This window comes from Bifidobacterium sp. KRGSERBCFTRI (assembly GCF_025908335.1).
Map to the genome: position 1 here is coordinate 1308026 of NZ_CP109653.1, position 24793 is coordinate 1332818.

Sequence of the window (24793 nt, forward strand, 5' to 3'; positions counted from 1 at the left end):
TCTCCGACCACAGGAGCCGTTTCGGCTGGACAGTATGCCCATGCATCCTCCAATGTTGGATGCATGGGCATATTTGCATTTTGCGGCACTCACCCCATCTGTGCCATCCACACGGCGGACGGCGGCACTGGCATGCCGGCCGCCACGAAGCGGCTGCGGGGATTGGGCATGCCCGAAAAACCGTCCCGACCCAACAGCCTTACGGCCATGGAGGCGCAATCGGACGAACCGTCCGCATCACACGAACCCGCACGACCGATGCCGCAGCGGAAGACGCATGACGCGAAACCGACATTGGCGGAGCTCGCCGGCGTCCGGCCGACGGACAAACCCGACGAGGGGGAGCGGCCGAAACGCGACAGGCCACGATTGGCGTTCCGCCCGTTCCACGCGCTCATGGCGATCCTCACTTTGTCGTGCGCGCTGTGCGCGAGCCTGACCATGCTCGTCCAACAGACGATCCACTACAGCGAACTGCAGCATTCACGGTCGCAGATACGCTCACAGGCCCAACAGCAGCCGCAACAGGCCCCGCAAACGGAACAAACGCCGGCACCGCAAGAAAACGGGCCGACGCAGGACGCGTCCACACCGGACAGCCATGACGGGCAAGACGGAGCGCAGCAATCGAACCAGCTTGACCTCAACACCGCAGACCTAGGCGAATTGCAGACCCTCAAAGGCGTCGGACCGGTCACCGCGCAGCGCATCCTCGACTATCGAACGCAGATAGGACGGTTCGACAACGTCGACCAGCTTCTGGAAGTCAAGGGCATCGGTTCGAAGACTCTGGCGAAGTTCCGTGACCAAGTGTGCGTGAGATGACGGGCACACGCGATTGGCTGACCAGGGAGCGCGGGAGCCGAGACTGGAGACTGCTGCCGGCCGCAATATGCGGTTGGGCGGCCAGTCTGGCCGCGCACGCCGGCTTCGCATATTGCATGTCGCATGACGGCATGCTCGGCGCTTTGCCGGCCGTTCTCACCTGCATGATACCGCTGGCGGTCCTGGCGGGACTGCCCTTCCCACGATTGCCGGCGTCCGTTCGACGACGGATAACGCTCTGGCATGCGAGCGTCACGGTCTGCGCGATCGCTGCGATGGTTTGCGCGGCAAGCGCGTTGACCTATGATTTGCTGCAATGGCGCGACCCGGCTTCTCGGGCGGCCGCGGAAGGCGACGCTTCCGTCGTCGTCACGGCGCGCGCCACCTCGCCGACCGTCATCTCCGACAGACGGTCGAACGACTGCCGTGCCGACGCGCGCATCACATCGGTCACCATCGACGGCGTACGGCAAACCAGTTCGGCACGAGCGCGTATATACGCGGACCGGCCTGAATGCGGCAAACTCAAACAGGACGGCACCTACAAGATCGCGGGCCGCATCTCCAAAGCGCGATACGGTGCCATGCCGTTGTGGCTGACCGACGTCACGACAGTCGAACACGTCAGGCCGCCAAACCTGCCGATGCGCGCCATCGGCATGATGCAGGAGGCGTTCTTCGTCCAAACCGCACGTCTTTCCGACCAAGGGAAAGTGCTCGTCCCCGGACTGACATTGGGTGTTCTCGGACAGGACTATGTGCCGGCCGAAGGCGATGGCACCGACATCGATTCCACATACGCCGCACAGGTGGAGGACGCGTTCCAAAGGTCCGGAATCGTGCATCTCATGGCGGTCAGCGGCGGCCATCTGGCCGTGACCGCCGCATTGGTGCGTTCCGTCTGCTCGTTCTTCCTTCTGCCGCGACGATTCACCGCACTGCTGGTCGCCATGTCGTACATCATGCTGTCGGCATGCGTGTTTCCGTCGGATTCGGTATCCCGCGCGCTTTTGATGGGATTGTCCGGCGCGGCATGCCTGTTCATCGGCAGACGAGGCCAGGCGATGGCGTCGTTGAGCTGGACCACATTGGCTATGCTGATGGCATGCCCGCACATGTCGCAAAGCTTCGGATTCGCCCTGTCCTGCGCCGCGGTGCTCGGCATCGTGCTGTTCGCCGACACCCTCAACGCATGGATGGAACCGGTCCTGCCACGGTTCGTGGCCGAGGCTCTGTCCATGACCATAGCGGCGCAAGTGTTCACCCTGCCGATCCAGGTGCTCATCGAACCGGAACTGCCGGTGTTCTCCATACCGGCGAATCTGATGGTGGCGCCGTTCGTGGGTTTCGCCACATTGGCCGGCCTGGCCAGTCTTGCCGTCTCATGGCTGATTCCGTGGCTCGGCCTGCAACTGGCCCGTGCGGCCTCCTGGGGCACCGCGGTCATGGAACTGACCGCCCTTGAACTGGGTTCCGGCAACCAGGCCACGATACCGTGGGCCGGAGGCGTCGGGGGAGCGGTCCTCGTCTGCGTGGTGGAAGCCGCCTGCGCGGCCGCCGCGATCATGACGCACCGGCTGTTTGGACAAATGATGGTCCAGGAACCCGATCTGCCCGGAAAACGTCTGATAGCCAACCCTGTGGAACGGCTGCGCATGTGGATGGAACGTACTCGGAAGGCATTGCGCGAACTGCAATGGGAGGAATAGGCCATGCCGGTTTTGTCCACCGATACAGCGAGATTGAATGGTATGCCGAAACCATCCGCAGCCACCACGCCCTTCCACCTCGTGTACGGAGGCGACTCGTACCTGAACGACCAGACGGTGCGCGACCTCAAACACGAGGCGCAACGCCGGTATCCCGACGCGGAAACCATCGAACTCGACGCGGCAAACGCCGACCATTACACCTTCGACGAAGCGGTAAGCCCATCATTGCTTGCGGATCGCGCCATCGTCATCGTCACCAACCTGCAGAACGCGGACGAAAAACTGGGCGACGCCATGGTCTCTTACTGCAGACAGGCGTGCAAGGAGCCGGCGGACGCGTGCATCGTCATCTGCCAGCATGAGGGCGGTGTGAAGGGCAAACGTCTGGTGGAGCAGCTCACCAAGGCCGGAGCGTACAAGGACGCTGTCGCCGACCTGAAGAAGCCCGAGGCCAAACTCAACTTCGTCATGCAATGCTTCGAACGGCGCAAACGCCGCGTCGAGCCGATGGCCGCGCAGCAACTCGTGGCCGTGTTGGGGGATAGGACCGGCGAGCTTGCGGCCATGGTCGGCCAGTTATGCTTCGATTTCGACGACAATCCCATGACGCTCGACCGCGTCAACCAATATCTCACCTCCAATCCGCAGGTGGATGGCTTCCGTGTCGCCGACCTCGCGTTGTCGGGACGTACGGCGGACGCGATCATCGCCATGCGATCGTCCGTGGAACAGGGCACCGCTCCGATCGCGCTTATCGGCGCGCTGGCCATGAAGCTGCGGACGATGGCGAAGGCGTCGGCGGTGCGTGCGGGCACCATTTCCACGGCCGAGGCGAAAACGAACCCCTGGGTGTTGAAGAACGCGACCCGGCAACTATCCGGATGGACGTCAAGCGGCATGAGCGCATGCATCCAGATGCTCGCATGGGCCGACGAGCAAAGCAAAACCAATGGCTCGGACCCGGTCTATGCTTTGGAACGGTCCATCGAACTGATCAGCCGCAAAGGACGTGCCGCATGAGCAACACCATTACCATCACAGCCGCCACCGGCGAGGACATGCAGGCGTTGGGGGAGCGTTTGGCGAAGCTTGCCCGTGGAGGCGACGTGCTGTTGCTGTCCGGTCCGCTTGGCGCCGGCAAGACCACGTTCGCGCAAGGGTTCGGCGCGGGACTTGGCATCGGAGAGCCCATCGTCTCGCCGACCTTCACCATCGCACGCGAGCTTGAGGGACGGTTCGCGGACGGTTCGCCGGCGCATCTGGTGCACGTCGACGCCTACAGGCTCGGCGGCAACGCCTACGCGCCCGGACAGGACACGGTCGGACGGCTATTGGACGAATTGGAATCGCTCGGCTTGGACGAGGAATTGGAGGATCCGGGCGAGCATACCGTCATCCTGATGGAATGGGGCGAGCAGATGGCCGCCGCATTGGCTCCGGAACGGCTTGAAATCCACATCGACCGTCCGCTTGACGCGCCCGCCGTGACCGCGGACGGCGAGCTGACCAGCGCGGGCGCACGCACGGTGACGTTGGTGCCGGTGGGCGCTGCCTGGGATTCGTTCGATTTCACCGCGGGAAAACGCTGACCCTGTCTAAGACGCATCCGACGTGGCCGACCGCACCGCATGCCGTGGCTTCCAGCGCCGGTTGTACAGTGGTTGGCAGTTTGGCACAAGGAGTTTTCAAGCATATGCAGACACTGGTGATTGACACCTCATATGGTTCGACCGTAGGCGTGGTCGGACATGAACCCATCGTCGAAACGGATTCGCGCACCCATGTCGAGAAACTGCAGGTGAACATCGCGCAAGCCGTCGAACAGGCTGGACTGCAGGCGTCGGACATCACCCGCATCGTCGTCGGCGTCGGACCGGCGCCATTCACCGGCCTGCGCGCCGGCATCGTCGCGGCCAAGGCATTGGCCTTCGCCACAGGCGCGCAACTGGTCGGACAGGACGTGCTCGCGCCGCAATGCCTGGCACATACTCAAGCTACGGACGATCGCCGCCATCTGACGCTTGCCGTCAACGACGCGCGTCGCCGGCAACTGTATTTCGCGCTGTATGACGGCGGCACCGTTGCGGACGGCGTCGGACAATCGCCCATAACGTTGATCGACATGGACATCGACTATCCGGATTCCATCACGATGCGCGTCAATGACGTTCTTACGAAGCTCGCCGACACGGGCAAGCCGTACGTCGTCGACGTCATCGGCCATGGTGCGGTCAAATACGCGCAGTCGTGGAATGCGATTGCCTCCCTCGGCGAAGTCGACGACCATGCTCTGCTCGACGAAGGCGCGGAAGGATTGGCGCGATTCGCGGCCTTCACCACCAGCGAACAGGCGTTGGCAGAACCGACCCCCGTCGAACCGTTATATCTGCGTCGTCCGGACGTGTCAGTGCCCAACCCGCTCAAGCATGTGCTCAACCATGCCGGCGCCGAACGAACGGAGTGACGGCACGCCCATGATTGTCGACCATTCCCAGATTCCGGAAGACACCGCCGTCGGACAGATCGCCGCATTGGAAAAGGACCTGTTCGGCCGCGGCGCGTGGAGCGAACAGTCCGTACGGCAGGAATTCCACGCTCCGGCACGCACGTATCTGCTCGACATTGAAGGCGATGCCGTACAGACGGCGGATCCCGTCGTCCGAGGCTACGCAGGCTACTGGTACGACGGCGACGACGCGGAAATCATGACGATCGGCGTCGGCAGACCATACCAACGGCAGGGGATAGCGGCGGCGCTTCTCGAAACACTGATCGTCTCGGCGCGTCGGCAGGGCGCCAAACGCATGCTTCTGGAAGTCCGCGTCGACAACGTGCCGGCATTGGCGTTGTACGAAAGGTTCGGCTTCACGCGGATGGGATTGCGCAAACGCTACTACCAGCCAGAAGGCATCGACGCGTACACCATGAGCCTCGACTTGGAGCCGCGCGTCGTCGGCTTCAGCGCAACAGCGGATACAGAGCACACTTCAGCAACACACACAACGGAGCAGCAATGAGCGAACCAATCGTACTCGGCATCGAATCGACCTGTGACGAAACGGCGGCGGCCGTGGTACAGGGACGCACCCTCATTTCCAACGTGGTCGCGTCCTCCATGGACGAGCACGCCCGCTACGGCGGCGTGATTCCCGAAATCGCCTCTCGCGCGCACGCCGAAGCGTTCGTGCCATGCGTCTCCAAAGCTCTGGCCGACGCGAACATGACGCTGTCCGACGTCGACGCGATCGCCGTATCCGCGGGACCCGGCCTCGCCGGCTGTCTCGCGGTCGGCGTGTCCGGCGCGAAATCGTTGGCATGGGCCGCGAACAAGCCGATCTACGGCATCAACCACGTCATCGGACATATCGCGGTGACGCAGCTGCAGTTCGGACCGTTCCCCAAGGACACGCTTGCGTTGATTGTGTCGGGCGGGCACACTTCGCTGCTGCATGTCGAAGACGTGGCGCGGCATATCGACGTGGTCGGCACCACGCTCGACGACGCTGCCGGCGAATGCTTCGACAAGGTGGCGCGTCTGCTTGGTTTCCCGTATCCCGGCGGCCCGCACATCGACCGTCACGCGCAGCTGGGCAACCCACATGCCATCAAAGTGCCTCAGGGCCTTACACAAGGCAAGGCGGGGCAGCAGCATCCGTACGATTTCAGTTTCTCCGGCGTGAAGACGGCCGTGGCGCGTTGGATCGAACAGCAGCAGGCGGAAGGCAATGAGATTCCCATCGACGACGTGTGCGCGTCGCTGGCCGATTCCGTCGCGACGGTGCTCGCCAGGAAGGCGATGCGCGGTTGCGAGCAGTACGGTTCGAAGACCCTGATCGTTGGCGGCGGCTTCTCCGCGAACTCCCAACTGCGCGCCAAACTGTTGGAGGTCGGAGCCAAGCATGGCGTCGAAGTGCGTATCCCGCAAATCAAACTGTGCACCGATAATGGCGCTATGGTGGCCATGCTGGGCGTGAACCTGGTGGAGAGCGGCGTGAAACCGTCCGAACCGGATTTCGCAATCGATTCCGCCATGCCGTTGACGAAGATCAGCATGTGACGGTAGTCCCGCCGCAGCAGGGGAGACACGCGCGGGATTTGCATTTTGCGTTTTACCGCGTATGATTCATGTCTTGTGCACAGCGCATTCCTGCGTAGCTCAGTTGGCAGAGCATCCGACTGTTAATCGGACGGTCACTGGTTCAAGCCCAGTCGCAGGAGCCATTCAAAAAATCCCCTTGGAAACAAGGGGATTTTTTCATTTTCAACGACTCTTGGCATTTTTGGCCACCCTTCATGTTTATCCGTCGGCGGAAGCCGTGGTTCGTCCAGCCGTCCATGCGTATGATGAACGCATCGGGTCAATCAAACAAAGGAAGGAAGTCCATCATGTGCACTGGCGTTCGTTTCTCCGACGAAGAGGGAAACATGTATTTCGGCCGCAACCTCGACTGGAGCTTCTCATACGGCGAAAGCATCCTGGCCACTCCACGCGGCTACCACTACGACAACGTGTTCGGCGCGAGCGGCAAAGCCACGCCGAACGCGGTGATCGGCGTGGGCGTGGTCATGGCCGACCGTCCGATGTATTTCGACTGCGCCAACGAGCATGGTCTGGCCATCGCGGGATTGAATTTCCCCGGCTACGCGGAGTTCGTGCATGAGCCGGTCGAAGGCACCGACAACGTCGCGACCTTCGAATTCCCGCTGTGGGTGGCACGCAATTTCGATTCCGTCGACGAAGTCGAGGAGGCGTTGAAGAACGTGACCCTCGTCTCCCAGATCGTGCCCGGCCAGCAGGAGTCGCTGCTGCATTGGATCATCGGCGACAGCGAGCGCAGCATCGTCGTCGAACAGATGGCGGACGGCATGCATGTGCACCATGACGACGTAGACGTGCTGACCAACCAGCCGACGTTTGGCTTCCATATGGAGAATCTGCGCAACTACATGTGCGTCGGCAACGAGATGGCCGAGCCGGCCACGTGGGGCAAGGCGTCCCTGTCCGCTTGGGGCGCGGGTGTGAGCATGCATGGCATTCCGGGCGATGTGAGCTCCCCGTCGCGTTTCGTGCGTGTGGCTTATGCCAACACGCATTATCCGCAGCAGGAAGGCGAGGCGGCCAACGTGTCTCGCCTGTTCCACACCCTTGGTTCCGTGCAGATGGTTGACGGCATGGCGAAGATGAGCAACGGCCAGTTCGAACGCACGCTGTTCACCAGCGGATATTCGTCCAAGACCAACACGTACTACATGAACACGTATGATGATCCCGCCATCCGCTCCTACGCGATGGCCGATTTCGACATGGATTCCTCGGAGCTGATCACCGCCGCCTGAGCATGCGTGGGCTTTTTCGTCCGTCGGTTCCCATACAGACGGACGAAAAAGCCGCACGATTGCCGAAACGGACATAAAAATGGAGTCGTGCGACAGATCCACTTTTCGGATACCGGCTCTTCCATTGCCCGCTCAATGCCGTTTGACGTCGGACCAATACGACACGCCGGAATATGGACTTCGAGCACTTTAAGTTTTTAGAGTGCGGGGTATGAGCAATACGACGACCACCTGGCACTCGATCCGTGAGGCGTCCATGATTTCCGGACTGCCCGAATCGACGTTGCGTTATTACGAGCAGATCGGCATCATCGATCCGATCGCCCGCGATCCGAGTTCAGGCCACCGAGTCTATTCGGACAAGGACATCGAATCGCTGACCACCATCGCATGCCTGGCGGCGACGGGCATGCCGCTTGAATCGATGCGCGAATACCTGAAGAACCGTTTCGACGGTCCGGAAGGCGCCCGACGGCAGATCGAACTGCTCGACGCGCAATCGCTGCGTCTGGCCGCGAACGCCGAGGCCCTGCGCATCCAGCAGGCGTACGTGTCGCTCAAATCGCTCTATTGGCGCGCCATCGCCGAAGGACACGAGGATGAGGCCAACCGAATTCTCGAGGAAAACAAAGACGTCATCGAAAACGTCAAGAAACAGCCCGGCAAGGGCGCGATCGCACGCTGAACATTCAGACGACGATGGCCGCTATCCGCACGCAACATTTCCGACGATAGAATGAACGCGGCATGCGGCGCGAAGACATCGAATGGAAAGGAAGCCATGTTCGAGGAACTGCATAGGAAGATGAACGCGTTCTGGAACAACGACAGGACGCTGTCGCAGACCGATCCGGAATATGTCAAGCTGTTTTCCGACTTCGCTTACGGGGAAGTGGTGAACGAGCCGGGCGCGAACCATCCCGATCTGGACGACCAGACCCGCTCCCTGGCGATCCTCGCGGCTCTGGTCGGCTGCCAGGGTCTCGACGCGTTCGAAATGATGCTGCCGGTCGCCTACGAGACAGGACTGACGTCCGTGGCCATCAAGGAGATGATCTACCAAGCCACCGCATACTGCGGATTCGGGAGAACCCTGCCGTTCCTGAAGAAGCTCAACGTTTTCCTTGGAGCCGCGAACGTGCATCTGCCGCTGGAGCCGCAGGGCACGACCACGTCGGAGACCCGCGCGCAGGCCGGAGAGGACAAGCAGGTCGAGATCTTCGGCGAGAACATGCGCGGATTCGCGCAATCCGGACCGGAGGAGACCCGGCACATCAACAAGTGGCTGGCCGACAACTGCTTCGGCGACTACTACACTCGCGGCGGACTCGACACCCGCGAGCGCGAAATGGTCACGTTGTGTTTCCTGGCCGCGCAGGGTGGTTGCGAACCGCAGCTTACGGCGCATGCCAAGGCGAATATGGTCGTTGGCAATGAGAAGGCGTTTCTAATCGCGGTGGTCTCGCAGTGCATGCCGTATATCGGCTATCCGCGTACGTTGAACGCGATTCGTTGCATCGATGAGGCTGTGAAGGGCTGACCTGCCCGTTAAAAACGCCGGCAAACAAACAAAGGGCTATCCGCCGAACAAGACGGATAGCCCTTCCTTATAGCTGATTGTGGATGGCGTGCTGTGTTTACTCGCCCCACACGTCCTTGGCGATGGATTGGACGAGTGCGATCTTGGCCCACTGCTGGTCTTCGGTGAGCTTGTTGCCTTCCTGGGTGGAGGCGAAGCCGCACTGGGTGGACAGGCACAGGCGGTCGAGCGGAATGTACTGGGCGGCTTCCTGGATGCGGGCCTTGATGGTGTCCGGATCCTCAAGGTCGGGCTTCTTGGAGGTGATCAGGCCGAGCACGACCTTCTTGTCGCCGGAGACTTCGGCGAGCGGCGCGAAATCGCCGGAACGGTCGTCGTCGAACTCGAGGTAGTAGGCGTCCACGTTCTCCTCGCCGAACAGTTTGGCCGCGACCGGCGCGTAACCTCCGGAGGAAAGCCAGGTGGAGTGGAAGTTGCCGCGGCACACGTGGGTGTTGATGACCAGGTCGTCCGGCTGGTCGGAGATCACGGCGTTGATGACGTCGAGGTTCTCCTGCTGCAGGCGTAGCGCGTCCTCGTCGCTCCAGCCGAGACGTTCGCGTACGCTCGCATCGCACAGGCGGGTCCAGGTGCAGTCGTCGAACTGCACGTTGCGGCAGCCGGCGGCATACAGGTCGGCGATGACTTGGCGGTAGGCGGCGACGATGTCGGCGGTCAGCTCGTCGTCGTTCTTGTAGAACTCGTCATACGGGTAGGCGGCCGCGTTGCCGGTGAGCACGAAGCGGGTCTGCGCGGGGGAGGGCATGGTCTGGCGGGCCACGGTGTTCTCGTCCTCGAACTGCTTGACGAACTTGAAATGTTCGACGAACGGATGGTTCTCGCCGGAGATTCTTCCGGTCACGGTGGCGGTGTCGGCCGGGGTCACCTCGTCGTGGAAGGCGACGCGGTGGGCTGCGGCGGCATGGTCCACGCCGTTGAAGCCCCACATGAAGTCGAAATGCCACCAGCCGCGGCGGAATTCGCCGTCGGTGATCACATGCAGGCCGGCGGCCTTCTGCTTGGCGACGAGTTCGGTGATGGCCTTGTCCTCGACCGCCTTGAGCGCTGCGGCATCGATTTTGCCGGCGGCGAAATCCTCACGCGCGGCCTTGAGCTCGGCCGGGCGGAGATAGGAGCCGACCACGTCGGCGCGGAACGGCGCGTTATGCGAGTATACCATTGAATACCCCTTTTTTTGGGAAAGCGACAAATACCTAGTGAAGGTTACACGCACGTCCCGAAACACGGGCGCACACGGCTTCTCGGCCAGTATTCGTGCTTGAATGGATGATGTTATCCGTTACACATTCGAGAATGGAAGGCAATGAGCGAATCGCGCGATCCCGCAGGCGACAGTACGACCACGAACAACATGGGGGAGGTGCGGGAAGCCGAACATCAGGGCGCGGCCGTCAAGGCGGCGTTGGGTGCGAACATTGGTGTCGCCATCGCGAAGCTGCTCGCGGCGTTCTTCACCGGATCGTCCGCCATGCTTTCCGAGTCGGTACATTCCATCGCGGATTGCTCCAACGAAATCGTATTGATGGTGGGTGGACGTTTCTCCAAGCGCAAGACGGACGGCGACCATCCGTTCGGCCTGTACCGTGCGAAGTATCTCGCCTCGTTCGTCGTGGCCACGCTGCTGTTCTTCGTCGGCGGTTTCTTCTCGACGTCCGAAGCGGTGAAGAAGCTTGTCGCGATCAGCGCCGATCCGGCATTGCGTGACGTGAACAGGATGGAACTGCTTGTCGCGTTCATCGTGGTCGTCATCAGCGCATGCCTGGAAGGATTCGGCCTGCACCAGAGCATCAAGGAGGCCAACGAGCGTATGGAACGCACGAACACGCCGCGTATGGGCGTGTTCCGTTTCTGGAGGCGCACCAAGTCCGCCGAATTGGCTTCGGTGATCATGGAGGACACGCTCGCTTTGATCGGCCTGGCGTTCGCAGGCCTCGGCATCGGTCTTGCTATCGCGCTCGACGACGAGGTGTTCGACGCGTTGGGCGGTCTTATGGTCGGTCTGGTCCTGATCGTCGGTTCGCTTCTACTGGCGTTCAAATCCGGTTCGCTGCTGATCGGCGAAGCCGTGGATTCCGATACGCGCGGGAAGATCGTCGAGGCGGTTACCACCACGCCGGGCGTCGAACGATTGCTGAACATGCAGACCGTGCACATGTCGGAGGACGACATCCTCCTGTGCGTCAAAGTGCAGACCAGCAAGCTCGACCGCGACTATGACGTGGAAACCGTCGACAAGATCGAGAAGGCCGTGCGCACCGCGTTGCCCTGGTACAATTTCGAGATCTACGTCGAGCCGGACATCTACAGCGCCAAACACGTGCACGCGTAACCGGTTCCCGCGTAACAGGAACCGTTCAATATGGGAAAGCCCGGACGATCTGATTCGTCCGGGCTTTCCCATATGCGTGTCGGAAATGGTGGAAGTGGGATTATTCCTCGGCCACCAGATCCAGGTAGGAGTCGTTCCACAGGTCCTCGTCGCCGTCGGGCATGAGCAGCACGCGTTCCGGATTCAACGCCTCGACCGCGCCCTCGTCGTGGGTGACCAGCACAATCGCGCCCTCGTATTTGGCGATGGCCTTCAGAATCTCGTCGCGGGACGCCGGATCCAGATTGTTGGTCGGTTCATCAAGCAGTAGCACGTTCGCGCGGCTCGTCACCAGCGTGGCCAACGCCAGACGGGTCTTCTCGCCGCCGGAAAGCACTCGTGCCGGTTTCAGCGCGTCATCGCCGGAGAACAGGAACGACCCAAGGATGGAACGTGCCTGTGTGTCGTCAAGTTCCGGTGCCACGTGAATCAGATTCTGCAACACGGTGGCGTCAAGGTCCAATGTGTCGTGTTCCTGTGCGAAATAGCCGATTTTGCAGCCATGTCCATATTCCACGGATCCGGTGTCGGGATCCTCCAGATGGGCGAGCAGACGCAGCGTGGTGGTCTTGCCCGCGCCGTTATAGCCCAGAATCACCACACGTGAACCTTTGTCGATCGCCAGATTCACGCCTGCGAACACGATGTTCGAACCATACGCTTTGGAGATGTCCTTCGCCATGATCGGCGTACGTCCGCAAGGTGCCGGCTCGGGGAAGCGGATGTCCGCCACCTTCTCCTTCTTCTGTGCTTCGGACGTGTTCTCCAGCAGTTTCTCCGCGCGGCGCATCATGTTCTGCGCGGCCACGGCCTTGGTGGCTTTCGCGTGCAGGCGGATGCCCTGCTGCATCAGACGTTCGGCCTTCTTCTCTGCGACTTCACGTTCGCGGCGGCGACGTTCCTCGTCGACCACGCGTTGGTGCAGGTAGGCCTTCCAGCCGAGCGAGTACATGTCGATCTGGCCGAGCTGTGCGTCCAGATGCCACACCTTGTTCACCACTTCGTCAAGCAGTTCGGTGGAGTGGGAGATGACCAGGAAACCGCCCTCGTATTTTTTCAGATAGCCGCGCAGCCATTCGATGGAATCCGCGTCCAAATGGTTGGTCGGCTCGTCAAGGATCAGCGTATCCGCATCGGAGAACAGGATGCGCGCCAGTTCGATACGGCGGCGTTGACCGCCGGAAAGCGTACCCAACTGCTGGCCCATCACGTCCTGCGGCAGGCCGAGACTGGCCGCCATCGCGGTCGCTTCGGACTGTGCGGCATAGCCTCCGGCCTTTTCGAAATCCTGCATGGCCTTGTCGTAGCGGTTCATCGCCTTGGTCATGACATCCGGATCCGGATCGGTCATGTCCTTTTCGGCCTTGCGTATGCGTTTGATGATGCTGGCGATGTCTCGCGCGCTCATCATGCGGTCCAGTGCGGTCTGCTCCGGGTCGGCGGCATGCGTGTCCTGTGGCAAATAGCCGAGTTTGCCGGAGACACGTACCTTGCCGGCGGTCGGCAGCATATCGCCGGTGATCACACGGGTCAGCGTGGTCTTGCCTGCTCCATTGCGTCCGACCAGACCGATCTTGTCCCCCTTGGCAACGTGGAAGTTGGTGGGATGCAGCAACGTGCGCGCACCGATCTGAATCTCAAGTCCCTGCGCCTCAATCGCCATGCCGTGATACCTCTAGTCTTTCGTGTTCCTTCAAACGCCAATCGAACATCATAGCGAACACCCGCAACCGTTTCACCTCATCTCACGTTTCATTTCCAAGCAGATGCCGGAGCAGTGATTCGCGGTGGTTGATGAAGACCCTGGTGATTTGATAGCTGTCCGTATCCTCATAATCGCAGGGATGGACGCCGTTTTCGTCGAATGACAGGATTTCCGCATCCGGCAGACCGAGCAGAATCGGCGAATGGGTTGCGATGATGAATTGCGATCCGTCGTTTGCCATTCGGTACATGTGCTCCAGCAGAGTCAATTGCCGCTGTGTCGAGAGCGCGGATTCGGGTTCGTCCATAAGATAGAGACCCTTTCCCGTGTGGGACAGGAGAATCTCCAGAAAACCTTCGCCATGCGACATCTCGTGCAAACGGGAGTGGAAAATCGACCGCAAAGATCACAGCGCCCTCGATCACCACAAATGGATCGAAAAACAGACCGATACCGCTTCGGGCGCCGCATACCGACAAATGAACAAGCGTCTTGAACGAGCACAGCGCACACTAGATTCACTAACCGTAGCGGCCAAACGCTACGACGGCGACATCTGGATCGACATACGGCCAAGCAACAGAAAGGAGCTCCTGCATCTCACGGAAGGTATTATCATATTCGGCAGCGGCAGGATGACCAGCTCGAACGATGCCGCGAGAACGCCAACACAATCCATACTGCATGCCGACGGACATCAATGGAAGGTCGCGCATAATCCAGGGATGAGTGGTGAAAAACCACGGATGCCAGGCGTCGCCATACCAAAACTCAGCATCGGACAGCAAGACCATATCGGACTGACCGGTGCCAACGGACTCGGCAAAACAACCGTGATGAACGCATTGCTGGACAGCATGCCGGAAGACTTGCCGCATCTGATCGTCCAGCAGCAAACGGGAGAAGCCGCGCTTTCTCAAACCATGAGACGACTCGCCGCATTGCAGGGTAAGGAACGCTCGCAGGTGCTGGCCGCCTTCGCCCAGCTCAACGCCGATCCGGATAAGCTGCTTTCTAACGAAGCGCCGTCTCCGGGCGAACTGCGCAAGCTCATGTTGTGCTTGGGCATTCTTGACCGGCCTCAGTTGATTGTCATGGACGAGCCGGCGAACTATCTTGACTTAGAGTCCAAGGTGGCTCTGGCAAGATGTCTTGCCGACTATCCGGGAGCATTGGTGGTGGCCAGTCATGATGAGTGGCCACCACCAAGTAGTCAGATAAGCCAAGCGATGACTATGCCATCGAAAGCGGGTTTGCGTTCCGCGTGATCAGGACGCGTAGGCCCGCTTTTTATCAATGCTGTACTAAAGCCAATCGTCATCGTATGGTTTCGACATCATGGCATGGTGCACGGTATTCCGTTGAACTTTAATATCCCTCGTCGATGAAGATCCATCCGTGTTCCGCCCGCGCGGAACCGGGATTCCACGCGTACCAGCTTCCCCAGCCATCTTGGGACGAGTTCTGCGAGCCCGCACGGCAAGAGATGTCATTGGACAGGTAAATCACATTGTCCATCCCGTATTCGTCAATGGCCGTGGAAATCGAAGAACTGCCACCGGAAGCCGTGACGTCGTGTTCGGCTGCAAGCAGCGTGGCCGAACGCTTTGCGTCATATCGGACGGCATCCACGCGGCAACCGTTCCAGGATTTCAGCCTGGCAAGATCCGCCTTCACCGCGCCGTCGATCTGGGATTCGTCGAACTTGCCCGTCGCGTTGATGCTGATCCGAGCATGACTGACATCGGCAGGCCGGAGTGGCAGGTAGACGAACCGGTACGCGCCGACAGCGCATGCCACGGCGGCGACGCATACCGATACGACGGTGATGGGTTTCTTGCTTTTCGTGGTCCGCATGATCCTCCCACATAACAGCTTTCCCTAAAGCATACAGCGGAAACGTGATAAGAGGAATGGATACCAAGACCAACAAGAACGCCCTTCAACGGATACTACGATGGAACGCGTCAAACAGGCGGAATGATTCCCCCGCTCCGCAAACGAGATCGGCAAACGACTCATGGTATTTGAATATGGACGGTGACGTTTTGACGCGTATAAAGCGTATAAAGCCGAATCCGACGAATCAGTACTGGAATGCTGCAAGGAGGGTCAGATGATATTGGCCGATGCCATCAATCTCGTTCTCGCCGAATATCCTGGAATGAAGGCGATTGGTGCCGCGGAGAGTGCCGATGCGTGAATCATCGGACTCGATTTCGCGTCTTCAACAGATGACCATCCGGTGCCGGGCACACCGAGCGTAGCGGTCGAAAAAACATCAGGCGTTCTGCATGACCTTATTCCGGGGACGGAAGATTTCTGGCATTACATGACCGGTGCCAAAAAGGTGACTATTCCTCGGATTTAAAATCCGCCTTAGTCTTCCCATAAGAGCTCCCGCCTTTCCCGCCTTCCGCGTGGAAGGCGGGAGCTTCCGTTATTCGCTGAGCAGTTTCGGCGTGAACGCCATGAACAGGATTCCCGCGGTGACGGCGAAGACGATGTCCGAAATCGGTTCCGCGCGGATCAGACGCCAAGCAATCCAACGGAAAAAGCAAGAGGAAAAAGACACGAAGAAACACGCCGGGCCATCTCATACCAGAGGATGAGTCACCCCAACATTTACGCCAAGGAATGAATACGACGGACGATGCCACGGACACGACCAGCCGTACTACCGTTGAAACCAACAACGGAAACGAAACCCACGCACACACACCACGCGTATCCCACACGCCCAGCAAAGGAAACCGGCCATGTCATACGTCCTCTACTTCAGCAAGCCATTCGCGCTCGCCATCGCAATCTGGCCATTCCTCTCACTCCTACTCACCCTGCCCGTGCTCGCACTGCTCTACCACCGCGACAACCGGCTACGCTTCACCTCCGCACTGACCGCATATCTCGTGGTGCTCTACCTCATCGCGCTCGCATGCTTCACCATGTACCCAATGCCAGAAAACCCGGCCACCTACTGCGCCGCCCACCATCTCAGGCCACAACTCAACCCATTCGAATTCATCCACGACATCCGAACCGACGGCATCACAGGCGTCATGCAACTGGCCATGAACGTCGTGTTCTTCCTACCGCTCGGCTACTTCATGAAACGCGTCTTCCGCTGGAAATTCGCCACGGCGTTGCCGGCCATGTTCCTCACCTCGCTGCTCATCGAAACCACCCAGCTGACCGGCATCTGGGGCATCTATCCATGCGCCTACCGCCTATTCGACGTCGACGACCTCATCACCAACACCCTCGGCGGCATACTCGGCTACGCCATGGGAAGCATTGTCACCCACTTCCTACCCCAACAGCGCATCGACGAAGACGCCATCACCACCGAGCCAGGCTTCGTGCGCCGCTGCGTGGCGCTCGCGATCGACCTGTTCCTTGTCGAAACGGCGTCGCTGTCCGTCACGGCGCTTATCTATCTGGTTGGCGTGCTGTTCGATGTGAACCGCGCGAACAACGTCAATGCGGCCGTCTCCGCCGTGGCCACCATCGTCATGTTCGTCCTGTTCGAAGGGATCATTCCGTGGAGGCGCGCCGGCCGCACGTTGGGCGGCGGTTTCACGCGCATGACGGTGGAGACCAGGGAACGTTCCGGCATGCGCAGGATCGTGTTCTATACGTTACGCGCGTTGGTGTTGTATTGCGCGGTCTACGGATTGTGGACGGACCGTGGCTTCTACGCGCTGCTCTTCGACATCGCGCTTATCGTGTTCTGGCGCGTTAAAAAGCGCATGCCGTACGACTATGTCTGACCGTCGTGCGGAGCTGCCGCGAGTCCGGCGCCGCAAAAACGCGACACGCCGGGCTTGCGCGATGGCGGACGCTCCTGTATATTTTCAACTCGTTGCCCACCAAGGTGGAAAACATGCGGACATAGCTTAGTTGGTAAAGCGCAACCTTGCCAAGGTTGAGACCGCGGGTCCGAGTCCCGTTGTCCGCTCCACAAAACGAAAGCTCCTGGGAGGGAGCTTTTCTTGTATTTCCGGCAGTCGCCGGCACCGGCGAATCCAATGGAATCCGATGCCGGCGGTCTTGTTTTTTCAGTCGCCGATGTTGTCGCGTGCCGGCGTGACCATCGTCAGCATCATGACGGACGGCTCCTCGGCGTATATCGCGTGCGGGATGCGGGTGGGAAAGTAGGCCAGGCCTCCCGGAACAAGCTCCACGGTCCTGCCGTTGCCCGTCACCTTAAGCCGTCCCTTCAGCGTCTGCACGAACACCGGCATCGCGGCCGTATGCTCGCTGAGCTCCTCGCCCGTGTCGAAGGAGAACAGCACCACGTTGCCTCCGGCCTTCTGCATGACGGTGCGGGACACGGTGGACCCCTCCTGAACGGAAATCATGTCCCCGAGGTCCTCGATGTATCCCAGTTCGATCGGTTCGGCCTCATTGCGTTCGTCGCTCATCATCGTCCTTCTTTGGTTGGTGGCAGGGATGCCTCCATCGTATCGTCTTCACGCCGGAGACACGGCATGTACGCGTGGAGGAAAAACGTTTGATCACGATGTGAACACACTCTTGCATCGAACGCGTTTATGGTCCAGACTTTTGCCTGTTCCATGAAAGTCGGCAATGTCGCCGGGGGCAAGTGGGACGAACGGAGGTATTAAGGAAATGAACGAGAACATCGACATCGACACCACTTTCGTGCCGGACGATTCCGCCAGCCATTCCTGGACGGAGCGCGACAGCGAGCTTGTGGAGGAGTATGCGGCCCAGCTCATGGCGATGAGCATCTGAGCGGACACGATCCGAAAACGTGGGGGACGCCTCTTCCGGAAACTCCGGAAGGGGCGTCCTTCCGTTTTTTCATTCCGCCGGGCCGAAACGCCTCCGGCGCGTCCGTAGCCACATGTGTGACTATGCTTTCCAGCCGTAGCGTTTGAGACGACCGGGAGGAGACCGCATGCCGACGGACGGAAAACCGAAAAACGGCATCGTCAGACAATTGTTCAGCTATGGCGGCGTTTCGGCCATGCAGACCTTCGTGGAATTCGGCGTGTTCGCCGTGCTTCAGCTGGCCGGCCTGCCGTTCCGTCTGGCGAATGCCGTGGCCGTCTTCTGCTCCGGCTCATTCAACTACGTCATGAACCGCAACGTCACATTCAAATCCTCGTCGAACTACGCGCGTTCGATAGCCATGTTCGTGGCCATGTACTGCTGGAACCTGCTGTTCTCCAACCTGATGATGGCCTGGATCCCCGGACTGCTCGGCTGGCCCACCATGGCGGTCAAGATCGTCACCATGGGCATGCAGGCGGTCTGGGGCTTCCTGCTGTGCCGCTACGTCATCTTCAAATGACGTTCGCGCCGGACGGTTTTCCCGCCGCGATCACGGGAAAACGGACATGCTATCTTACAATGGATGCGCATCGGGAAACTTGTGGCTAAGGGAAGGACGGGACGCCGTTGGCGGATGTAAGACGGGAAATGGAACGGCTCCGGCCCGTGTATGAGACCGGGGTGCTGCGATTGCTGCTGCGCGGCAATTCCATGCTGTACGTCGCGCTGCTGCGCTCCACGTTCGACCCGCTCACCGGCGAGCTGCCACGCGAGATCGTCGAGGAACGGTTCTCCCGCAGTCTGACCCGACTTGCGGAAACGGGCGATTACACGCCCAAGGAAGGGCAGACGTCCGCGGAAGCCGCGCACACGATCCTGCAGCAGCTGACGAAGGAAGGCGAAGGCGACTACGCCTGGCTCGCCAATTCGCTCGACGTCGCAGCCCACCGCTACCCGTACCGTCTCACGGCGCGCGCCCACCGTGCGATCGAGGCGCTCGACCGGCTCGAGGACACCACGAAAGCGCTGTCCGGAGCGCAGGCCAACAGCATCATCATGGAGATCGAGCATGCGCGCATGCAGCTGACCGTCGATCCCCGCGAACGCATCCGCCTGCTTGAACGCGACATCGAGGAGCGGCAAAAGCAGATCGACGAATTGAAGCACAGCGACACGTTGGACAGGCTCACCTCCCAGCAGGTGGGCGACATCATCGGCGTCATCCACAACACGCTGCGCGGCGTGCCGATCGACCTGCGCGAACTGGCGCTCGAGGAACGCGACAACGGCGACAATCTGCGCCGAAGCATGCAGTCGGGCTCCATCAGCGTGGAGCAGGCGCTCGGCACCTACCATGACGAATACCACAGGTCGTTCCACGAATCCGACAGCGGCCGGCGTTTCGAGGACGCGTTCCAGGTGATCGTCACCGACGAGGGACGCCGCGAAATCGACGAGGCGGTGCGAGACATCGCCCAGAACCCGTATCTCGAGGGCGAGCCTGGCATCCTGCTCGCCCAGGTACGCGCCGAACTCAAACGCATCTACGAGGGCATCGAGGACGTGCGCCGGCAGATCCGCATATCCGACGAGGCGGTGAGCCGTCTGGTGCGCCAGCAGACCGACACGCATTACCGCACCATGCTCGACAAGCTCCACAGACTGTTCGTGCGGGCCAGCGACGATGCGAAGACGCACCCCGGCTCGGACGAACGCCCATACCGTACGGACACCGGTACGGCGCAGTTCCAGGCATTGCCGTCCAGGCCGGCGAAATCGATGGCGCGCGCGGCCACGGCCGGATTGGACGACGCGCCTTCGACGAACGTCGACGCGCCGGACCTGAAGGCCATGGTCGAGATGTGCGGCCCGCGGCTGACGCACATGATCGGACTCATCAGGCGCGATCCGGTCAAAACGGCGGACGGCAGGTTCGTGGATTTCGCGGCGAGCTTCAACCGGCTGCCCCGGGAGGAACGGCGCGAAAGCGAGCTGATCGGCTTCCTAAGCGCCCTACGCACGCAGGACGGACCGGCAACCGTGGCATGGCATTGCGTATCCATCGACGGAGGCGAGCGCGTGTGGCGCACCAGGCCGATCCTCACCACCGAGGCGGCGCTTGACGAGATCATCGAGGAGGGATGAGCATGACGGACAACACCGACGGATTCGACACTGGCATCGGCATCGAAGAGGAGACAGGCCCGGAATCCGGCATGCCGTCCGAAGGGCCGGATATGACGAGGGACAGGCCGGCATTGTTCGACGGGGATACGGGAGACATGCCTCTTGAGGCGCGTATGGCCGCGATCGCGCTGAAACGCGAACGCTACATCGACGGCAGCCTGTACGACAGGGCGTGCCAGTACCGTGAGGCCGTGGAACGGTCGTTGAACAACGACATGCTCAGACTGGTCGACAACACGAAATACCGGATCATGTACGCGTCGCCGGTCACGGACGCGGAGACGAACATCCGCTCGTTGAAGACGCGTGTGAGCCTCACCCGCGAGGAGGCCGCCACGCTCGCGGCCCTGCGCATCAAGGTGCTGGAGTACGAGAACCAGAAGACGAAGCCGGGCGACTGGCTCATCAGCTTCGACGACATCCGCGCGCTGCTCGCCACGGGAGCGGGCTTCCTCACGGCCAGCAACGACGAGGAGGGCACGGCGAAGAAGATCACGTCCGTCATCTCGCGCATGCGCACCTACGGGTATCTCGCGGAAACGGGGGACGAGAACATGTACGTGCTCACGCCATTGGTGCCGATGGTGCTCGACCAGAAGCTCGCCGACCGGTGGCTCGGCTCCGATGATACGGACGGCGATGGTATGAAAGACGCGGATGGCGATGGTTATGACGATTCGTCCATCGGCGCGGATGGTGGCGATACTTCCGATTCGACCGGGACGGTTTCGTCCGGCGTCGAGCAGGACGCGTTCGATTTCGATTCGGCCGATGACGCTTTTGATGGGGGGAAACACTGATGGAAGACGGCATGAAAATCGTTTCCGACCGTTGGATGCTGCAAAGCCGGCAGATCGTCAACTGGGGCTCCTACGGCGGCTACCACGTGTTCCGCCCGTCCATGGACGATGCGATGCCGGTGACCCTGCTCGCCGGCGCGAGCGAATCGGGCAAATCCACGCTCGTCGACGCGCAGATCTCGCTGCTCTACCCATCCGGCACCCCCTACAATAAGGCGTCGAATTCGGGACGTTCGGAACGCAACGACTACACGTACCTGCGCGGCATGATCGGCATCAGCGACGGCGAAAACGGTGAGACCCCGATCTTCCTGCGCGGCAGGGACGCGGACGGCACCCCGCAGAACATCTGGGGCGCGATCGTCGACACATACGCGAACCGCAGCGACGGAGGACTGTTGTCCTGCGCAAAATTCCTCTACCTGACCGCAGGCGACGGGCCGGACGGACTGCGCCGCCAATACGTCACCTGGAACCAGACCATCGACCCGCGCCTCATGGACCGGCACCGCGACACGTCATTCACGCGAGGACTGATGGAACAGACCTACCCAGGATGCACGACGCACGTCAACGCGCAGGCGTTCCACGCCTCCATCTGGCAGGACATGGGCCTAAGCGCCGAAGCATGCAGGCTCCTGCACAAGATCCAATCCGCCGACGCGCCCTCCAAACTCGACGACATCTTCAAACAGGGTGTGCTCGACGTGCCCGAATCCATCCGGCTCGCCCGCGAAACCGTCGACGACTACAACCGGTTCAGTGAGAACTTCCACAGCATGGAAGACAAAATGGAACGCGTCGCCATCCTGCAGGACATACAAGCCCGCTACGGCGAATACGCCAAACAAGCCAGCGAACGCCGCGAATACACGCCCATCGACCCCGACCGCGAGCAAGGCGAGACGACGCTCGCCGCATGGACATGGTCGCGCATGGCCAGCGAAGTACGCGCCGGACTGCCATCGGCGCAACGCAAAGCCAAGGAATCCCAGGACGCCATCGACCGGTCTCAGCAGCGCATCGACGAACTCGACACGCAAATCGAAGCCGTCAAAGAACGCATGAACGGCATCGACGGCGGCAGCCTGCAGCAACTCGGCAAGGACTTCGAACGCGCACGCCAGGACGCCGACGAGGCGCGCAGACAACGGCACGCCATCGCCGAACGGTTCGAACGCGTCGAAGGCAGACTCCCCGCCGACGAGCAGACATGGAACGCCAAACGCGCCGCGCTCGCCTTGTCGCTCGACACGTACGACAAGCGTTTGGAAGACGCGCGATCCGAATACCAGCGGATGGTGGTGGAACGTCACGCCCGGCAGGGCGAACGCGACCTGTTGAGGCAGGATTACCGGCGCAAGATCGAACACAGGACGCGCATCAGCGACGACATGGACCATGCGCGCACGCTCATCGCACGGGCGACGGGCTTGGACGAGACGGAACTGCCGTACGTGGCCGAACTGATGGACGTGGACGAGGGGGACGAGCAATGGCGTCTGGCGATGGACGTCACGTACGCGCCCATCGCGCAGACCATTCTCGTGGACAAGCGGCATGAGCAGGGGTTCGCCGCGAAGGTCAGCGCGATCGATCCGACGCGTATGACGCGGCGTGCCTGGCGTTTCGTCGATACCGACGCGCAATACGATTCGGCCTGCAACGAGGGGTGGATGTCGTCGAAGCTGCGGTACAAGGAGGATTCGCCGTTCGTCGGATGGTTGAAGGAGCAGACCGCGTCGCAACGGTTCGACGCGCGTTGCGTGGAGGCGATCGACGACATGGACCGGGCCGAACGGCAGGTGCAGGTCGACGGGCAGATCAAATCCGGCGACCATGGATTCCATGGCGTCAAAGGCCTGCGTCAGGTCATCGGCTTCGTGAACGAACGGTATCTGGCCGAATTGGAACGCCAGCTTGACGGGGCGGAACGGGCGTTGGAGGACGCCGACCGCCGCGGCAGGCAGATGGCCAACGCCATGACTCTGCTGCAGGACGAGCATGAGCTCGCATTGACCGTCGCGGATCTGCCATGGGGCAAGATCGACGTGGACGGGCTCGAGACGAAGGCGGAACGGATCCGTCTGCAGATCGAACGGATCGAAAGCGATCCGGAACTGGCACAATTGCAGGACGAGTTGAAACAGCTGCTACGGCAGAAGGACGACGAGGGCAAGACCAGGTACCGTGCCGAAGCGGAATTGGAAAACGCGCAGCATGCCGTCCAGGCCGAACAGGCATGGCTCGACATGCATGGCGACTCCGATTTCGACGATGCCGCATTGTCCGACATGGTGTCGAATCTGCTGGCCGACACGTATGAGACCTGTTTCGACACGTCGCGTCCGCAGGAACGGCCGCAGCGCATCGCCGGCGGTTTCGACCGTGAGGGGACGGCGCCGTTCGACGTGCGCGTGCTGCGCAGAATCGGCAACACCGTGCGTGCGAGACTCCAGCAGATCGACGAGCGTGCCGTCCAATTGCGCGCCGACACGGAACGCGCCATGGGCGACTATCTGAAGCACCATTCCACGGAGGGCGACACCGTCATGGCGAGCGTGGAGGACTATCCGTATTTCCTTGACGAGCTCAAGAACCTCAACATGCTCGTCACCCGCGCCGCGACCGACGAGGAGTATGCGAACAGCGTCGAAAAGCTGTATATGAGCTTCCAACAGCTCAACCGCGCGTTCAACACCGACGAGGAGAACGTCAGGGAGCAGCTCGACCGCATCAACGGCATGCTCAAAGGCCAACAGTTCGGCCCCCGCGGCGGCAGGCTCTCGCTCCACGTGGACTTCCACCCGATCGACCGGCAGTTCAAATCCTCGTTGGGCCGCATCATGTCGAAGCTCGACGATTGGACACGCAACGCGCGCAGCAATCCCATGGAGACGCGCAAGGCGTTCGCAGGCTGCGAAACGTTCATCGGCAGGCTCCAGGCGGAACTCGGCCAGATCCGCGACACGAACGGCATCAAGGAATACGGTGCGCGCAACCTCGATCCACGCGTGCGCAGCTCGTTCTACGCGATCGTGCACCATAACGATCTGCCCGACGAACGCATCAGCTCCACCGGCGGCAAGTCCGGCGGCGCGTTGCAGGAACTCACCTCGTTCGTCTACGGCGCGGCCCTGATCTACCTGCTCGGCGGCGACCTGACCGGCAAGCCCACCTACACCACACTGTTCCTGGACGAAGCCCTCATCAAAGCCGACGGACGCTACACGAAACGCGCGCTGACCGTGCTGCCGCGCCTCGGCTTCCAGATCATCGTATCCGCGCCGGAAAGCAAAACCGCCGAAATCCTCAGCATCGCAGACAAAGCGTACGTGGCATACAAGGATCCCGCAACCGGCAACTCGTACCTGCAGGAGCTCGACCGCGAGCCGGCAACGCAAGCCGAAACACAAGACGCCACCGTCGAACAGACGCAACCCGCGACGGAGGCATAAT

Annotated in this window: 22 protein-coding genes, 2 tRNA genes and 1 pseudogene; 20 read left to right on the forward strand and 5 right to left on the reverse strand. The window is 61.0% G+C overall.

Annotation, left to right across the window (positions count from 1 at the left end):
* Positions 1-63: 63 nt before the first annotated feature.
* The 11 genes from OGI63_RS05525 to OGI63_RS05575 all read left to right on the forward strand — a co-directional run bounded on the left by OGI63_RS05525 (position 64) and on the right by OGI63_RS05575 (position 9414).
* The gene (locus OGI63_RS05525; protein WP_011743228.1) at positions 64-825 is read left to right on the forward strand and encodes a ComEA family DNA-binding protein; all 762 of its coding nucleotides are present in this window, start codon (positions 64-66) and stop codon (positions 823-825) included.
* A 275-nt stretch (positions 826-1100) separates the two neighbouring features.
* Entirely contained in the window at positions 1101-2534 is a 1434-nt protein-coding gene (locus tag OGI63_RS05530) for a ComEC/Rec2 family competence protein (protein ID WP_264309062.1), read from the forward strand.
* A 42-nt stretch (positions 2535-2576) separates the two neighbouring features.
* A complete protein-coding gene (holA, locus tag OGI63_RS05535) occupies positions 2577-3557 on the forward strand; it encodes a DNA polymerase III subunit delta (protein WP_172458554.1) in 981 nt (326 codons plus the stop codon).
* Positions 3554-4126 (forward strand): tRNA (adenosine(37)-N6)-threonylcarbamoyltransferase complex ATPase subunit type 1 TsaE, encoded by a 573-nt coding sequence (gene tsaE / locus OGI63_RS05540; protein ID WP_011743225.1) that lies wholly within the window; start codon positions 3554-3556, stop codon positions 4124-4126. Before holA ends, tsaE begins: the two co-directional genes overlap by 4 nt.
* Before the next feature lie 104 nt (positions 4127-4230).
* Complete coding sequence (gene tsaB, locus OGI63_RS05545; RefSeq protein ID WP_011743224.1) at positions 4231-5001, forward strand: tRNA (adenosine(37)-N6)-threonylcarbamoyltransferase complex dimerization subunit type 1 TsaB; 771 nt, start codon at positions 4231-4233, stop codon at positions 4999-5001.
* A 10-nt stretch (positions 5002-5011) separates the two neighbouring features.
* Positions 5012-5554, forward strand: a complete 543-nt coding sequence (gene rimI, locus OGI63_RS05550; RefSeq protein WP_011743223.1) for a ribosomal protein S18-alanine N-acetyltransferase — start codon at positions 5012-5014, stop codon at positions 5552-5554.
* Positions 5551-6594 carry a tRNA (adenosine(37)-N6)-threonylcarbamoyltransferase complex transferase subunit TsaD gene (gene tsaD / locus OGI63_RS05555; RefSeq protein ID WP_011743222.1) on the forward strand — a complete coding sequence of 348 codons (1044 nt, stop codon included), beginning with the start codon at positions 5551-5553 and terminating at the stop codon, positions 6592-6594. The genes rimI and tsaD overlap by 4 nt, the downstream gene beginning before the upstream one ends.
* An 88-nt stretch (positions 6595-6682) precedes the next feature.
* Positions 6683-6758: transfer RNA gene (locus OGI63_RS05560), tRNA-Asn, on the forward strand.
* 165 nt (positions 6759-6923) lie between these two features.
* Positions 6924-7874, forward strand: coding sequence for a choloylglycine hydrolase (gene bsh / locus OGI63_RS05565; RefSeq protein WP_011743221.1), 951 nt, complete (start codon positions 6924-6926; stop codon positions 7872-7874).
* 211 nt (positions 7875-8085) lie between these two features.
* Positions 8086-8559 carry a MerR family transcriptional regulator gene (locus OGI63_RS05570; RefSeq protein ID WP_080505087.1) on the forward strand — a complete coding sequence of 158 codons (474 nt, stop codon included), beginning with the start codon at positions 8086-8088 and terminating at the stop codon, positions 8557-8559.
* Between the two features lie 96 nt (positions 8560-8655).
* Complete coding sequence (locus tag OGI63_RS05575) at positions 8656-9414, forward strand: carboxymuconolactone decarboxylase family protein (protein ID WP_035010956.1); 759 nt, start codon at positions 8656-8658, stop codon at positions 9412-9414.
* Between the two features lie 97 nt (positions 9415-9511).
* Here the strand turns inward: OGI63_RS05575 and OGI63_RS05580 are convergent, their stop codons facing one another.
* Positions 9512-10633 (reverse strand): 5-methyltetrahydropteroyltriglutamate--homocysteine S-methyltransferase, encoded by a 1122-nt coding sequence (locus tag OGI63_RS05580; RefSeq protein WP_041777311.1) that lies wholly within the window; start codon positions 10631-10633, stop codon positions 9512-9514.
* A 144-nt stretch (positions 10634-10777) separates the two neighbouring features.
* Between OGI63_RS05580 and OGI63_RS05585 the strand changes: the two genes are divergently transcribed.
* Positions 10778-11803, forward strand: coding sequence for a cation diffusion facilitator family transporter (locus OGI63_RS05585; RefSeq protein WP_011743217.1), 1026 nt, complete (start codon positions 10778-10780; stop codon positions 11801-11803).
* Between the two features lie 100 nt (positions 11804-11903).
* Here the strand turns inward: OGI63_RS05585 and OGI63_RS05590 are convergent, their stop codons facing one another.
* Together OGI63_RS05590 and OGI63_RS05595 are read right to left on the reverse strand one after the other, a co-directional pair.
* On the reverse strand, positions 11904-13505 hold the full coding sequence (locus OGI63_RS05590) for an ABC-F family ATP-binding cassette domain-containing protein (protein ID WP_011743216.1): 1602 nt from the start codon (positions 13503-13505) through the stop codon (positions 11904-11906).
* Positions 13506-13587: 82 nt separating this feature from the next.
* Positions 13588-13932, reverse strand: a pseudogene (locus tag OGI63_RS05595) (AAA family ATPase); the annotation flags it as partial.
* Here OGI63_RS05595 and OGI63_RS05600 point away from each other — a divergent pair.
* The gene (locus tag OGI63_RS05600; RefSeq protein WP_231836932.1) at positions 13874-14815 is read left to right on the forward strand and encodes an ATP-binding cassette domain-containing protein; all 942 of its coding nucleotides are present in this window, start codon (positions 13874-13876) and stop codon (positions 14813-14815) included. The pseudogene OGI63_RS05595 and the gene OGI63_RS05600 sit on opposite strands and share 59 nt — an antisense overlap.
* A gap of 100 nt (positions 14816-14915) precedes the next feature.
* Here the strand turns inward: OGI63_RS05600 and OGI63_RS05605 are convergent, their stop codons facing one another.
* Complete coding sequence (locus tag OGI63_RS05605; RefSeq protein WP_035010966.1) at positions 14916-15404, reverse strand: hypothetical protein; 489 nt, start codon at positions 15402-15404, stop codon at positions 14916-14918.
* A 902-nt stretch (positions 15405-16306) separates the two neighbouring features.
* Between OGI63_RS05605 and OGI63_RS05610 the strand changes: the two genes are divergently transcribed.
* A complete protein-coding gene (locus OGI63_RS05610; protein WP_011743213.1) occupies positions 16307-17317 on the forward strand; it encodes a VanZ family protein in 1011 nt (336 codons plus the stop codon).
* 115 nt (positions 17318-17432) lie between these two features.
* Positions 17433-17508 (forward strand) — tRNA-Gly (locus OGI63_RS05615).
* Between the two features lie 97 nt (positions 17509-17605).
* Here the strand turns inward: OGI63_RS05615 and OGI63_RS05620 are convergent.
* Positions 17606-17974, reverse strand: a complete 369-nt coding sequence (locus OGI63_RS05620) for a cupin domain-containing protein (RefSeq protein ID WP_003809174.1) — start codon at positions 17972-17974, stop codon at positions 17606-17608.
* A gap of 205 nt (positions 17975-18179) precedes the next feature.
* Between OGI63_RS05620 and OGI63_RS05625 the strand changes: the two genes are divergently transcribed.
* The 5 genes from OGI63_RS05625 to OGI63_RS05645 all read left to right on the forward strand — a co-directional run bounded on the left by OGI63_RS05625 (position 18180) and on the right by OGI63_RS05645 (position 24792).
* A complete protein-coding gene (locus OGI63_RS05625; protein ID WP_256134382.1) occupies positions 18180-18305 on the forward strand; it encodes a hypothetical protein in 126 nt (41 codons plus the stop codon).
* Positions 18306-18471: 166 nt separating this feature from the next.
* Complete coding sequence (locus tag OGI63_RS05630) at positions 18472-18867, forward strand: GtrA family protein (RefSeq protein ID WP_003834828.1); 396 nt, start codon at positions 18472-18474, stop codon at positions 18865-18867.
* A gap of 128 nt (positions 18868-18995) precedes the next feature.
* Complete coding sequence (locus tag OGI63_RS05635) at positions 18996-20492, forward strand: DUF3375 domain-containing protein (RefSeq protein WP_264309063.1); 1497 nt, start codon at positions 18996-18998, stop codon at positions 20490-20492.
* Positions 20489-21334: a DUF4194 domain-containing protein gene (locus tag OGI63_RS05640; RefSeq protein WP_033499481.1), complete on the forward strand. Its 846-nt coding sequence runs from the start codon at positions 20489-20491 to the stop codon at positions 21332-21334. The genes OGI63_RS05635 and OGI63_RS05640 overlap by 4 nt, the downstream gene beginning before the upstream one ends.
* Positions 21334-24792, forward strand: coding sequence for an ATP-binding protein (locus tag OGI63_RS05645; RefSeq protein WP_041777310.1), 3459 nt, complete (start codon positions 21334-21336; stop codon positions 24790-24792). The genes OGI63_RS05640 and OGI63_RS05645 overlap by 1 nt, the downstream gene beginning before the upstream one ends.
* The last annotated feature ends 1 nt before the right edge of the window (position 24793 follow it).

Bases quoted from the DNA above. Each gene is read 5' to 3' on its own strand.
- OGI63_RS05525 (WP_011743228.1), top strand. From the start codon at position 64: ATGGGCATATTTGCATTTTGCGGCACTCACCCCATCTGTGCCATCCAC.
- OGI63_RS05530 (WP_264309062.1), top strand. From the start codon at position 1,101: ATGGTTTGCGCGGCAAGCGCGTTGACCTATGATTTGCTGCAATGGCGC.
- holA (WP_172458554.1), top strand. From the start codon at position 2,577: ATGCCGAAACCATCCGCAGCCACCACGCCCTTCCACCTCGTGTACGGA.
- tsaE (WP_011743225.1), top strand. From the start codon at position 3,554: ATGAGCAACACCATTACCATCACAGCCGCCACCGGCGAGGACATGCAG.
- tsaB (WP_011743224.1), top strand. From the start codon at position 4,231: ATGCAGACACTGGTGATTGACACCTCATATGGTTCGACCGTAGGCGTG.
- rimI (WP_011743223.1), top strand. From the start codon at position 5,012: ATGATTGTCGACCATTCCCAGATTCCGGAAGACACCGCCGTCGGACAG.
- tsaD (WP_011743222.1), top strand. From the start codon at position 5,551: ATGAGCGAACCAATCGTACTCGGCATCGAATCGACCTGTGACGAAACG.
- bsh (WP_011743221.1), top strand. From the start codon at position 6,924: ATGTGCACTGGCGTTCGTTTCTCCGACGAAGAGGGAAACATGTATTTC.
- OGI63_RS05570 (WP_080505087.1), top strand. From the start codon at position 8,086: ATGAGCAATACGACGACCACCTGGCACTCGATCCGTGAGGCGTCCATG.
- OGI63_RS05575 (WP_035010956.1), top strand. From the start codon at position 8,656: ATGTTCGAGGAACTGCATAGGAAGATGAACGCGTTCTGGAACAACGAC.
- OGI63_RS05580 (WP_041777311.1), bottom strand. From the start codon at position 10,633: ATGGTATACTCGCATAACGCGCCGTTCCGCGCCGACGTGGTCGGCTCC.
- OGI63_RS05585 (WP_011743217.1), top strand. From the start codon at position 10,778: ATGAGCGAATCGCGCGATCCCGCAGGCGACAGTACGACCACGAACAAC.
- OGI63_RS05590 (WP_011743216.1), bottom strand. From the start codon at position 13,505: ATGGCGATTGAGGCGCAGGGACTTGAGATTCAGATCGGTGCGCGCACG.
- OGI63_RS05605 (WP_035010966.1), bottom strand. From the start codon at position 15,404: ATGCGGACCACGAAAAGCAAGAAACCCATCACCGTCGTATCGGTATGC.
- OGI63_RS05610 (WP_011743213.1), top strand. From the start codon at position 16,307: ATGTCATACGTCCTCTACTTCAGCAAGCCATTCGCGCTCGCCATCGCA.
- OGI63_RS05620 (WP_003809174.1), bottom strand. From the start codon at position 17,974: ATGATGAGCGACGAACGCAATGAGGCCGAACCGATCGAACTGGGATAC.
- OGI63_RS05625 (WP_256134382.1), top strand. From the start codon at position 18,180: ATGAACGAGAACATCGACATCGACACCACTTTCGTGCCGGACGATTCC.
- OGI63_RS05630 (WP_003834828.1), top strand. From the start codon at position 18,472: ATGCCGACGGACGGAAAACCGAAAAACGGCATCGTCAGACAATTGTTC.
- OGI63_RS05635 (WP_264309063.1), top strand. From the start codon at position 18,996: ATGGAACGGCTCCGGCCCGTGTATGAGACCGGGGTGCTGCGATTGCTG.
- OGI63_RS05640 (WP_033499481.1), top strand. From the start codon at position 20,489: ATGAGCATGACGGACAACACCGACGGATTCGACACTGGCATCGGCATC.
- OGI63_RS05645 (WP_041777310.1), top strand. From the start codon at position 21,334: ATGGAAGACGGCATGAAAATCGTTTCCGACCGTTGGATGCTGCAAAGC.